Genomic DNA, 12,476 nt, shown 5'->3' with positions numbered 1-12,476 from the left:
AGGCGACAAACTCGATTGAGCCGCCAAGTCGTCATCCTCCACTTCTTGATCAAGCCAGCCGTAGATTTGTCTCAACACTCCGCAATCCGAGCGTCCGGAGACAGTATTCCCAATCACCCATCCCAATTTCCAGAGTAACAACGATGAGAGTTCCTATTTTAGCGACGATGATGATCGGGCTTTTGGCGCCCCTGAATGTGCCCGCGTCGGCGGCGGACGACGAGGAGGGATTCGTTTCCCTGTTCAACGGCGTCGACTTGGCAGGCTGGGTCAAACGCGGTGGGTCGGCGGAGTACGCAGTCGAAGATGGATCAATCGTCGGGAAATGCGTTCCGAACACACCGGGCAACACGTTCCTCTGTTCGGAAAAGGAATTTGGAAACTTCGTGCTGAAGCTGCAATACAAATTTCTTGAAGCCGGCAATTCAGGCGTCCAGTTCCGCTCCGCCGCACGCCCGGAAGGCGGTGGCCAACGTGTCTACGGCTATCAGTATGAAATGCGTCCCGGCGGCGACATGACCGGTCGCATCTACGACGAAGGGCGTCGCGGCCACCAACATGGCGTCATTTGGCTCGATGCCTACACTCCGCAGGATCGCCTTGACGCTGCTCAGGCAAGCTGCCGGGACGGTGAATGGAACGAGGTGGAAATCCAGTGCGTCGGACCGTCCATCAAGACCTGGCTGAACGGCAAGCTGGTCGTCGATCTATTTGACAGTTTCTCGATGAAAGGTTTTCTGGGACTACAGATTCACGCTGGAAAATCCGGGTCCGTCGCCTGGAGAAACATCCGCGTGAAGGACTTGGGCGAGAGCAAGTGGGAACCGTTCTTTGTCAAAGCAGACGACGGCAGCTACCAACTCGCTGATGCCAAGTTCGTTCTCCCAGAAGAATGGTCCTTCACCGAGGACGGCGTTCTGCATGGTGTCCATTCCAAGAGCCAGGGCAAGGACGGGCTTGTCATTTCCACTAAGAACTACGACAACTTCATCGCTCGCGTCACGTATCGGATGCAAGGCGGCAACAGCGCCTTGTATTTCCGCGCCGAAGAAACGAGCGCCCCGTGGGTCCTGCGTGGATTTCAAAATGAAATCGCCAACAACGGCAAGGACTCTGCGCTCTGGCACACCGCCGGCATCATCGACGGCAAGACGATTCCCGGACGCGGTTGGATCGTGACCAACGACGAGTTCGTCGAAAAGGTCCGCAACAAGGACGGACAGTGGAACACGACCTGCACCGCAGCGTACGGCGACCGCCTGGTTCAGACGCTTAACGGATTCTGCACGTCAGATCTCATCGACGAAGCGTGCGAGAAGACGGGCAAGCTCGGCTTGCAGATGCACGGTGGCACCGACTGCGAAATGTTCTTCAAAGACTTTGAAGTCATGCCCATCACCGATGACATGATGAAGCTCATCGATCGAACACCCTGAAACCACTCGGCTCTGTCCCTACGTCAATCACCTTCGGCTTGATGCAGAAATGGGGTCATCCGCCGGGTGACCAAACCAGTTCAATTTCTTCTTGCGGCATCAGCATGGTTCAACAATCGATCGGTCGATTCTCTCTCACGCTCGCTTGGGCAGTCTTGCAAGCGAACCTCTCAGCGGCCGATCTTTCGGTCCAGCCGCTGCGACGCGTGAGCATCGCAGAAGCGCACCAAGCGGTGGCCGTCGATGCGCCGTCGTTTTACGCCATTTCAAACCGCACGATCGCTCGCTATGACAAGCAGTCGGCGAAGCAACTTGTTCGCTGGCAGGCACCTGAAAACTCTGGGATCCAGCATCTCAACAGCGGCGTGGTCGTCGAGGGGCGTCTTTATTGTGCAAATTCCAACTGGCCAACCAAACCCCTCAAGAACACCATCGAGATTTTTGAGGCCAAGACTCTAAAACACCTCGAATCAAAGCTGTTTTCCGAAACACAGGGAGCGATCAATTGGATCGATCGGCATCAGGGAGCGTGGTGGATCGTGTTCGCCTTTTATGGTGATGCCGAAGTCCGCCACACCAAGCTGGTTCGCTATGACGACGATTGGACCGAGACAGGCGAGTGGTCGTTCCCCGAATCGGTGATTCAGCGTTTTCTGCCCAACAGCAATTCCGGTGGCGCGTTCGGACCTGATGGACGACTGTTCGTGACCGGACATGACCACGGGGAACTCTATGTCCTGGACGTATCGGCCGACGAGAGCGAACTCAAGCATATCGTCACGGTGCCGGCACCGATTGCAGGCCAAGGAATCGCCTGGGACCACGATGATTCGGGTATCTTGTTGGGAATCGTTCGCGCCCGCCATGAAGTCGTCTTCATGCGGGTTTTCCATTCAAACCGAGACCTCCCATGAATCATCGAGCGTTTGTTGTCTTGCTGGCAGTCGCTTGCCTTTCGCATGCATCTCATCGATGTCGAGCCGATGAACCGCTGACAGTCTTCGCGACCAGTTCATCGATCTTGCCTATGCAAAAATCAGTCAGATCAAACCCATGATCCCGATGAGTCGGCAGCCCAAAGTGACCGGATCCAATTATCATCCGCTTTGGCGACAGATCAGCGCCAATTGGGTCAGCATGAATGGAAACGCGGACACCGTGAGCTTGTGCTTGGAAACGATTTGGAATTCACCGAAGAGCACGACAACGGGTTATCGGGCGGTCGGCGCCAGCCTCGCCTCCGCGGTGCAGGTGTATCTCGCCGAGCGAACGGTGTCACCACCGAAGTTACCACAGCGGTAAGCGGGCTAACGATCAAAAACAACACCCACGGATGGCAGCGTGAACCCACGGATGACAGGGTGCCAAAATCCGTGGGTTCGCGCTGCCATCCGTGGGCTCACTGGTAACTTCATTGCTCCGCCAGTTCCAACCCGTCCCGCTTTTTCGCGGCTTCTTCAATTTAAAAACTCATGGAGCACTAGATCCAGGTTGGTTCCCAGCCTTTTCGATAAGGCTTGGTGACCCACTGTTGCGCTTCAGCATGGTTGGTGATCGTGAGAGCGTCGGCATCCCAAGCGAGCTCTTGCCCCGGAAATCGGATGCCGATGGTTCCCAGCAACACGGTCTCGGTCAGCGGTCCGGCGTAGTCGAAGTGCGAAGTGGTTTTCCCGTTTCCCATGCAGGCATCGGCCCACTGCGTGTAGTGGTCGACCCCATCAATAACGGGCAGTTCCTTCGCGGGAAATTTCTCTTCTGGAAAAATCGTGGGCATCGCCACGTGCGGAATGACCAGCGATCCTTTCTCGCCGACAAGAACCGAGCCTGCCTTCGGGAGCTTATAGTCCGCGGGCACATCCCCCAATCTCTCTCGCGGCGGCAACACCCCCGCCGCGTCGTACCACGTGACGCGCAGCGTGGGCTCAAGCGTATACTCGGTGCCGGGGAACTCGTAATACACCGTCGCGCGATCCGTCCAAGACTCCGAAAGCAGTGTCGGCGCCTCCACGATGAGTTTGGTTGGTGACATCAGCTTGAGCGATTTGAAAACGGGATCCAAAATGTGGCATCCAAAATCTCCAAGTTGTCCGGTCCCGTAGGCTTGCCAACCACGCCAATTGAACGGGTGGTACATGTCAAGCTTGAAGGGACGCTCTGATGCAACACCCTGCCAAAGGTCCCAGCGGACATGCTCGGGTACGGGATCGCTGCCCTTCGGTCTAGGGATGTTCCTTGGCCAGGACGGTTGTCCTCCTTGCCACGAATGGACTTCCTTTACCTTTCCGATCATACCGGTGTGAACCATGTGCACCGCCGTGCGATAGGCGGAATGGGATTGGATCTGATTGCACATTTGCGTCGTGACGTTGAACTTCGCGGCGGCCTTTCGCATCTGCCTCGCTTCGTAGACGGTGTGCGTCAGAGGTTTTTGGCAGAACACATGTTTTCCGAGTTGCATGGCGGCCATCGAAACCGGCGCATGCATGAAATCGGGTGTCGACACCAACACGCCGTGGATGTCACTTGACTCCTCAAGAAGCTTTCGCCAGTCGTCGTATTGCCTCGCCGATCGATACCTCTCTGCAGCTTGACCAAGATGCTTGGCGGAGCTGTCGATATCGCACAGCGCGATGACTTCCACATCAGGGCTGGCGGCCACACCGTTTAAGTCGCTCCAGCCTTTGCCGCCAGTTCCAACACTGGCGATCCCCAGTCGTCGGTTCGCGCCGTAAACTCGCGAATATTGAAGGGCGTTCAGGCCGATTGCCGCGCTACCCACGGTAGCTGACTTTAGGAACGAGCGGCGGGTGGGAAAGGAGGGCATGGCCATTTTCCGAGGCGGGTTGGATGGGGAGGAAATTTTCTGGCGAAGGTGGGAGGCAGCACGTCTTCAGAGCATCGCTTTGCAGAAACCCTTCGTTCGCGGAGCCCACATCCTACCTCGCCCAAGCACGCGTCACAACAAAATGGACGCTTTTGGAGCGTGTCGAATGAGCGAGTGATGCTTTGCGTTCCCTCGACGTAGAACTTGGCACCGTCAACACAGGAACAGATGATAGACCGGATTTTGGGTTTCTTCGGCACAGCGGTAGCCAAGGTTGCAAATGAAATCCTTGAATGCATCGCGGTCGTCCTCGGGAACCTGGATCCCGACCAGAATCCGACCGTAATCGGCGCCTTGATTGCGATAGTGAAACAGGCTGATATTCCAATTGGGATGCATGCTGGACAGGAATCGCATCAGCGCACCGGGGCGTTCAGGAAATTCGAAACGGTACAACTGCTCATCACCGCTGTGGTGACTCCGTCCGCCGACCATATAACGGACGTGCTGCTTGGCAAGTTCATCGTCGACCAAATTGATCGATGCAAATCCTTGGTCCGCGAGATCCGAGCGGATCGCTTCGGCTTCTTTCCGGTCGGTTGTTGCGAGCCCCACCAGCACGTGTGCATGTTCTGCATTTGCCATGCGGTAACTGAATTCCGTCACGCTGCGATGGCCGATCACTTCGCACAGTCGTTTGAAACTGCCCCGTTCTTCCGGGATCGTGACGACGAACAGAGCTTCCCGTTCTTCACCGACTTCCGCTCGCTCGGCGACGAACCGCAAGCGATCAAAATTCATGTTGGCGCCGCAGGTAATGGCGACAAGCGTTTCGTCGGTCAGTTGATGCTGCGCGACGTACTTTTTCATGCCGGCAATCCCCATCGCCCCGGCGGGTTCCAAGATGCTGCGGGTATCCTCAAAAGCATCCTTGATCGCCGCACAGACCGAATCGCTGTCGACGGTGATAAAGTCATCGACCAACGCTCGGGTCAGCCGAAACGTTTCCTCACCGACGTACTTCACCGCGGTGCCATCGGAAAACAGTCCCACGTCGTCCAGCTTGATGCGTTTGCCTTCGCGAACCGAGCGAATCATGGCATCAGAGTCCTCCATTTGGACGCCGACGACGTTGATTTCGGGCCGGACGGCTTTGACGTAGGCCGCGACACCCGAAATCAGTCCGCCGCCCCCGATGGCAACAAACACCGAGTGGATCGGATGTTGATGCTGACGCAAAATCTCCATCCCGATCGTGCCTTGCCCGGCGATCACGTCGGGATCGTCGAACGGATGGACGAACACCAAATGCTGACGCTCGGCCAATTCGAGTGCGTGGGCGTGGGCATCAGAATAGCTCTCTCCGTGCAGCACCACATTGCCACCGAGTGCTTTCACCGCATCCGATTTCAGCTTCGGTGTCGTGACAGGCATCACGATCACGGTGTGGCACCCGAGTCGCCGAGCGCTGAACGCGACCCCTTGTGCGTGGTTGCCTGCGGAGGCACAAACCACGCCCCGCTCTAGCTCATCGGGCGACAGTCGCGCCATTTTGTTGTAGGCTCCGCGCAGCTTGAAACTGAAAACAGGCTGCGTGTCTTCTCGTTTCAACCAGACGTGGTTAGACAGTCGTGCCGACAATTTCGGGGCACGCTCCAGCGGCGACTCCACCGCCACATCATAAACACGAGCGTTGAGAATACGTTGCAAGTAGTCGCGTAGAGTTTTCTGCATGACGCTCTTGATGGCGTTGGCGGGAAATCCGCTCGCTGGTCGTGCCGACACGTGAAATCGAATGGACGAATCAGACTATACTGAAACAGGGTCGCCAAACAACCAACCTTTCCACCGCCCCGCATGGGGCGAGCGTCTGGATCGAACGAAACGACGGATGTTCGCCTCGATGACGCGGGGCGTCTTGCCAGCTGCGACTTGGTGGTTTCACAGTGGGCCGTCTCCGCACGAACGCGGTTCGCCGTCCTCGTTTGCATCGCTTGCCGAATCCGCCAACGGTGACTCATCGACAACTGTGCCGCTCCATTTCGGAACCTTTTGTTGGTGGGCGGCTCTTCCAATCATGTGAGCGGCCACCGGCGTCGTCAGGAAGATGAACCCGATGACGAGAATTGCGACGGTCGTCGTTTCCATGTCGGCGAATTGAACGGCGGCGGCGAGAATCGTGCACCCGACGCCCAGAGTGGCACTCTTGGTGGCACCGTGCATGCGTGTGTACAGGTCTGGCATTCGTACGACAGCAACCGACGCCAGCAGAGCAAAGGCGGTGCCGGTGATCAGCAGCACGATCGTCACCACGTCATTCATCGGCCAGTCTCCCGTTGCAGATACCAACAGAAGCCGATCGTCCCGACAAAGTTGAATAACGCCACCACCATCGCCACCCGCAGAAAGATCACGTCACCGGTTTCCACCGCACTGACGGCAATCAGCCCGACCAGCAGCGAGGCGACCAGATCAAGCGCCACCACACGATCGGGAAGCGACGGCCCCAGCACCAGCCGAAGAAACGCTAGGCCGAGTGCGATCACCAGCACCACCAGCGAAATCTGAGCGGTGAGGTTCACCCCTGCCGCCGATGCCAACACGGAGAAGGCCGCAGCACCAGCAGTTGCAGCGCAGTCCAGCATCATCGGATCAACTCCAATAAACGTCGTTCGAAGCCGTTCTTGATGCTGTCCCGGACACTGTCGGGGCTGTCCACAAACATCGCATGCACATACAGCGTGCGTCGATCGTCGGACAAATCAAGACTCAGCGTGCCCGGTGTCAGCGTAATCAGATTCGCCAGCAAGGTGATTTCCCGATCGCTGGTCGCGTCCAGCGGCACCGCGACAATCCCCGGCCGCATGTACAGATGAGGCGTGATGACGTCATAGGCCACGCGGAGATTGGAAAGCAGCAATTGCCAAATGAAGAAACCCAAGAACCGAATGGCGATTGGCAGTTTCTGGAAATATCGAGACGGCTCCATCAACGGCTGTGCAAACCACAAGACACCGTACCCTAGGACGAACCCGATCGTCAGGCTGAGCAGAGAGATCCGTCCGCTGGCCAGTGCCCAGACCAGCGCCAAAAAGACATTGAAAAAGAAGTGCTTCATGGACTTCTCCTTTCACGAGAGACGGCAGGCACCTGGCCGGTCGGCCCGTCCGGCAACACGGCATTGATGTAGGCGTTTTGATCGAGTAGTTGTTCGGCGGTCGCCATGGAAGCATTCATCACCGGCCCCGCCATGACGCCGATTCCCACGGTGATCGACGCCAGCAGAATCGTCGGTCCGTAAAGGCAAGCTCGGCCTGTCCTGGAACGATTTCTGGAGGACACATCCGTCACCGCATCCCCCGGCGGTGGCTTCCAAAACGCCTCGGACCAAATCTTCGTCATCGAAAACAACGTCAACAGACTCACCACCAGCGCAGCCACAACGATGGCGTAGCGTTCCGCTTCCAGCCCGCCTCGGATCAACGTCAGTTTGGCGAAGAAGCCCGACAGAGGTGGAACTCCGGCCAGCGACATCGCTGACAGAAAGAACACGGTTGCCAGCACCGGGGCCGAGCGATAGAGCCCACCGATCCGCTCAAGACGCCCGGTTCGAAACCGCTGCTCAACAACTCCACCGATCAGAAACAGATTCGTTTTCACAACGATGTGGTGAATGATGTAGAAAACGGTACCGGCCAGTGCCAGCGGCGTGAACAATGCCAGCCCCATCACCATGTAGCCGATTTGGCTGACGATATGAAACGACAGGATGCGACGGACTTCGTTCTGCGCCATCGCTCCCAACACGCCCGTCACCATCGTCAGTCCGGCGATCAGCAGCAGCAGGTTGTGAGTGAACTCCAGATCGGTCACAAAGAGCAGCGTGAACGCTCGAATCAGCGAGTACACCCCGACCTTCGTCAGCAATCCGGCGAAGATCGCGGACACGGCGACCGGCGGAGTGTGGTAAGACGCGGGCAGCCAGAAGAACAGTGGGAACACAGCGGCCTTGGTTCCGAACGCGATGAGAAACAGCATCGACAGCACGGACACGGTGCCTTCGTTAGGAAAGCTACGAAGTTTCAGAGCAAGGTCCGCCATGTTCAGCGTTCCGGTCGCGGCGTAGATCACCCCAATGGCCGCCAGAAACACGGCAGATGAAATCAGGTTCAACGTGACATACTTGATCGCTCCTTCCAGTTGCCCTCGCTCACCACCGAGCGTGAGCAGAACGAACGAAGCAATCAGCATGACTTCAAACCACACATACAGATTGAACAAATCGCCCGTCAGAAACGCTCCGCAAACCCCCATCAGCAACAGCTGAATCAGCGGATGAAATCCAAAACGCACGCGGCTGTTGTCAACCGACGCGAGCGAATACACCGACACTGCGAAAACCATCAAGCCTGCCAACAACACCATGATCGAACTCAGCCGATCGGCAACCAGTGTGATACCGAACGGTGCGGGCCAGTTTCCTGCTTGCAAGACAAGGATCCCATCGCGATCCACCAACCACGCCAGCGTTGCGGTCGACAGCAGCAGCAACGCCGAACCGACCACGCCGATGAGTTTCTGCGCGGGGATGGATTTTAACGACAGCAACAGCATCACCATCGTGGCCAGAGGCAGTGCGATCGGCAGAATCACGACAGCCTGAGCATTCATGTGTCGGTCGCCTTCAGTTCGTCCAGATCTTCGGTCCCCAGCGTTTGGTAGGTGCGGTAGATCAGAACGAGAGCGAATGCCAACACCGCGAAACTGATCACAATGGCAGTCAGGATGAGGGCTTGGGGCAACGGATCGGCGACGATCACCAGCGGCCACGTTCCGCCGTCTGGAACGACCGGGACACGACCGCGAACCAGCCCGCCCGCGGTGAAGAGCAGCAGGTTGGCGGCGTGGCTGAGCAGGCCGAGTCCAATCAGCAGCTTCACAACATTTCGGCGCAGCATCATGTAAATGCCTGCCGCATAAAGTCCGCCGACGGTGATCGCTAAGAGAATGTCCATGCCGGTTATTCTTCAAGGAGTGAAAAGACGAAGACGAGCGTGACTCCCGTTACCACGCAATAAACGCCGAGGTCGAACAACAGCGGCGTTCCGATGTGCAGTTCCCCCAGGCCTTCGGTCGTGATCTTGGTCCACAACCCTGTCAGAAAAGGTCGGCCAAAGAACAGGGGCGCCACTCCACTGACCAATGCAAACAGCAGCCCCGCACCAATCAGAAAGCGAGGCGGCAGCCGAACGACCTGACGTGCGGCAGCCGCACCGTGTGTCATCGCGTAAAGCGCAATGGCGCCGCTGGCCAATAGACCGCCCACGAAACCGCCGCCCGGTTCGTTGTGACCGCGAAGGAACAGAAACACGGACGCCAACAACAACAACGGCAACAGGAATCGAATCGCGGTCTTCAGAATGACGGAATCCATCGTTCAAGCTCCCTCCGGCTGAGAGGCGTGACCGGCTGCGCTGTCGTGCCGCGTCTCGGGGGAACTTTCTTTGAATGAGCCTGCCGCCCCATCCGCAGCATCGCCCTCTCCGTCAGCCTGCTTGGAAGGCCGCAGTGACAACAGCGAATACACACCGATCGCCGCAATCGCCAGTACAGTGATTTCTCCGAGTGTATCGAGCGCTCGAAAGTCCACCAGAATCACGTTCACCACATTGCGACCGTGTGCTTCGGAGACGCTGTGTGCGAGGTAATAATCCGAGATGGGATGACTGGAACGGACGGTCATGGCGAACAGCAATAACACCGTGATCGTCGCCCCCGCCACCACGGCGATCAAGGCGTCTCGGCCACGCGTGGCAACGGATGTCAGGCGGCGGAAATCGGGCAGCCGTGAAAATGCCATCACAAACAGAACGACCGTCAGCGTTTCGATCACGAACTGCGTCATCGCCAGGTCCGGGGCACCAAACAACACAAAGATCCCCGCGACGCAGTAACCCACGACTCCAAGTGCCCCGACCGCGAGCAACCAGGTCGTCGCTCGAACCGCCACGACCGCCGCGGCGAGAATCAGGCAAGCCAACAGGACTTCATGGACGCGAACATCCAGTGGCATCGGTTTCAGGTGCGAATGCAATTCGCCCCCCAACGCCATCCACACACTGGCAACGGTGAGGCCGACCATCGTGAACAAGTAGAATCGCAAGTAGCCGTTTTGCAGCATCGCCGTTTGACCGCGAGCGAACTGATTGACGGTACGCAGAAGCCAATGATAGACCCGCGATGGCCCATACTGCATGACACCCTCGAAAAAGTAGAAGTAGGGTTTCAGCCGATGCAGTTGCCCTTGACGCAGTATCCAGTACAACGCTCCCCCTCCCGCCAAAGTCAGCAGCGACAACAGCAGCGTCACGTTGACTCCGTGCCACAACGCTAAATGCACGGGCACCGCTCGCCCCGCGATCGCACCACTTCCGGCGGCCAACAGTTCGCTGATGCGTGTCGGCAACAATCCCAACGCCAGTCCAGCGATGCCCAGCACGACAGGTGGTCCCCACATCGCCGGACCACCCTCGTGCGCATGATGGGTGCTTTCGGTTCGTCTTCCGAAGAACGGCTTGACACAGACGAATCCCACAGCCGCAACCAAACCAAGATTGGCCAGTATCGACGCAGCCAGGAAACCGTTGCCGGCAACATGGCCGATTGATTCGTACCACGTTTCCTTGGCAATAAAGCCGAACGTCGGCAAGACGCCCGCCATTGAACAGCCAGCCAGGCAGGCCGCCGCGAACGTGGCAGGCATTGCCATCCTGAGTCCGCCGAGTTCACGAACATCGCGCTGATGCACGGAGTGATCGATCGCACCGGCCACCATGAACAAGCCGCCTTTGTAGCATGCATGAGCCACCAGCACCGCCAAAGCGGCAACCAAAGTGGCTTCCGTCCCGATTCCCAGCAACAGGGTCAGCGTTCCCAGCACGCTGATGGTGGCATAGGCCAGAATTTGCTTCAGGTCAGTCGCCCGTAGCGCCAGCACCGCTCCGAGCAACATCGTGATCGCGCCGACCGAAGCAATTATCCAAAACCATTCCGCGGTCCCGCCCAAAATCGGATGCAGCCGCGCGATCAGATAGACACCCGCCTTCACCATCGTGGCCGAATGCAAGTAGGCGCTGATCGGCGTCGGAGCTGCCATCGCATTGGGCAACCAAAAATGAAACGGAAACTGCGCCGACTTCGTGAACGCGCCGACCAGAATCAGAACCAACATCGGCAGATAGAACGAGTGCTCTCGGATCTGTTCGGCGCTGGTCAGCAAGGCCGAGATTTCAAAGGAGTTGCCTGCCAAACCCAGCAAGATCAAACCGGGAAGCAGCACCAATCCACCACCGCCGGTCACCAGCAGCGCCTGCAATGCGGATGCTCGTGATTCAGGACGGTCGCTGTTGAAACCGATCAGCAGGTACGACGTAATGCTGGTCAGTTCCCAGAAAATAAACAGCGTCAACAAGTTGTCGGCCAGAACCAGCCCCAGCATGGCGGCCATGAACAACAGCAACAGCATCCACAAGCGACCCAGCCGATCGTCGCCTCTCAAATAGGCTCCCGCATAGACCAGGATCAGCGCACCAATACCGGTGACCATCAAGCCGAACAGCAGACTCAGACCGTCCAACCGCAGCGACACGGCAAGATTGAGTGCCGGAACCCAATCCACAAAAACCGACACATCCTGTTGGTTCACTACCGACGGCCACAGCGTCAACAGCGCGATGAACACGCCCGCCGGCACAGCGGCCAGAACCCATCCCCCCAACGTAACTCCATCCATCGAACCAACGACTCGGTTCACCGTCGGTGCGACGGCAGCAGCGATCAGGATGGCCAACAACCACAAGAGCATCAGTTCGCCTCGTGGGGCATCGTCGCAGGCGTTTCCCGTACTCGGGTCTTCGTTTTACCGTTCTTCCAATGCACAGAGATGCTCCTGAGCGCGATCCCAGAGAGAAACGTGGCTGCACCGACGGTCCATGCCATCACAACGATGCCAGCTGCGGGCGACGACGCAAAGACTAATCCGGACAGAAGGAAAGCGACACCGCCCGTTGTCACCGGCCACCAGAGTTCAGAGCGTCGAGTGATCGGTCGAGTCTCTGGATTGTCGAGCATTGGTGTAGCAACATGACGTTTGTACTTTGGTATCCGATCCACCGTCGCATCGCACGCAAATTCCGGACCAAACCATCCAGATTGGC

The 12,476-nt window shown here is 57.7% G+C and carries 12 protein-coding genes; 3 read left to right on the top strand and 9 right to left on the bottom strand.

Annotated features, from left to right (window positions below; translation table 11 throughout):
• Positions 1–143 precede the first annotated feature (143 nt).
• The 3 genes from NZK35_RS04150 (at position 144) to NZK35_RS04140 (ending at position 2,738) form a co-directional block, all read left to right on the top strand.
• Positions 144–1,436: a 3-keto-disaccharide hydrolase gene (locus NZK35_RS04150; protein WP_259631335.1), complete on the top strand. Its 1,293-nt coding sequence runs from the start codon at positions 144–146 to the stop codon at positions 1,434–1,436.
• Positions 1,437–1,540: 104 nt separating this feature from the next.
• Positions 1,541–2,350, top strand: coding sequence for a hypothetical protein (locus NZK35_RS04145; RefSeq protein WP_259631334.1), 810 nt, complete (start codon positions 1,541–1,543; stop codon positions 2,348–2,350).
• Between the two features lie 148 nt (positions 2,351–2,498).
• Positions 2,499–2,738, top strand: coding sequence for a hypothetical protein (locus NZK35_RS04140; RefSeq protein WP_259631333.1), 240 nt, complete (start codon positions 2,499–2,501; stop codon positions 2,736–2,738).
• Positions 2,739–2,916: 178 nt separating this feature from the next.
• Here the strand turns inward: NZK35_RS04140 and NZK35_RS04135 are convergent, their stop codons facing one another.
• The 9 genes from NZK35_RS04135 to NZK35_RS04095 all read right to left on the bottom strand — a co-directional run bounded on the left by NZK35_RS04135 (position 2,917) and on the right by NZK35_RS04095 (position 12,124).
• Complete coding sequence (locus tag NZK35_RS04135) at positions 2,917–4,266, bottom strand: Gfo/Idh/MocA family protein (protein ID WP_407699764.1); 1,350 nt, start codon at positions 4,264–4,266, stop codon at positions 2,917–2,919.
• A 207-nt stretch (positions 4,267–4,473) separates the two neighbouring features.
• A complete protein-coding gene (gene ilvA / locus NZK35_RS04130; protein ID WP_259631331.1) occupies positions 4,474–5,994 on the bottom strand; it encodes a threonine ammonia-lyase, biosynthetic in 1,521 nt (506 codons plus the stop codon).
• Positions 5,995–6,201: 207 nt separating this feature from the next.
• Positions 6,202–6,582, bottom strand: a complete 381-nt coding sequence (gene mnhG / locus NZK35_RS04125) for a monovalent cation/H(+) antiporter subunit G (RefSeq protein ID WP_259631330.1) — start codon at positions 6,580–6,582, stop codon at positions 6,202–6,204.
• Positions 6,579–6,908, bottom strand: coding sequence for a monovalent cation/H+ antiporter complex subunit F (locus NZK35_RS04120; RefSeq protein WP_259631329.1), 330 nt, complete (start codon positions 6,906–6,908; stop codon positions 6,579–6,581). The genes mnhG and NZK35_RS04120 overlap by 4 nt, the downstream gene beginning before the upstream one ends.
• A complete protein-coding gene (locus tag NZK35_RS04115) occupies positions 6,905–7,378 on the bottom strand; it encodes a Na+/H+ antiporter subunit E (RefSeq protein WP_259631328.1) in 474 nt (157 codons plus the stop codon). Before NZK35_RS04115 ends, NZK35_RS04120 begins: the two co-directional genes overlap by 4 nt.
• Positions 7,375–8,931: a Na+/H+ antiporter subunit D gene (locus NZK35_RS04110; RefSeq protein ID WP_259631327.1), complete on the bottom strand. Its 1,557-nt coding sequence runs from the start codon at positions 8,929–8,931 to the stop codon at positions 7,375–7,377. Before NZK35_RS04110 ends, NZK35_RS04115 begins: the two co-directional genes overlap by 4 nt.
• Complete coding sequence (locus NZK35_RS04105; protein WP_259631326.1) at positions 8,928–9,275, bottom strand: Na+/H+ antiporter subunit C; 348 nt, start codon at positions 9,273–9,275, stop codon at positions 8,928–8,930. Before NZK35_RS04105 ends, NZK35_RS04110 begins: the two co-directional genes overlap by 4 nt.
• A 5-nt stretch (positions 9,276–9,280) precedes the next feature.
• Complete coding sequence (locus NZK35_RS04100) at positions 9,281–9,694, bottom strand: Na+/H+ antiporter subunit B (RefSeq protein ID WP_259631325.1); 414 nt, start codon at positions 9,692–9,694, stop codon at positions 9,281–9,283.
• A gap of 3 nt (positions 9,695–9,697) precedes the next feature.
• Positions 9,698–12,124, bottom strand: coding sequence for a putative monovalent cation/H+ antiporter subunit A (locus NZK35_RS04095; RefSeq protein ID WP_259631324.1), 2,427 nt, complete (start codon positions 12,122–12,124; stop codon positions 9,698–9,700).
• Positions 12,125–12,476 lie beyond the last annotated feature (352 nt).

Source organism: Stieleria sedimenti, assembly GCF_025060895.1.
Classification (GTDB): Bacteria; Planctomycetota; Planctomycetia; order Pirellulales; family Pirellulaceae; genus Stieleria; species Stieleria sedimenti.
This window is presented reverse-complemented; position numbering and strand designations above follow the sequence as displayed.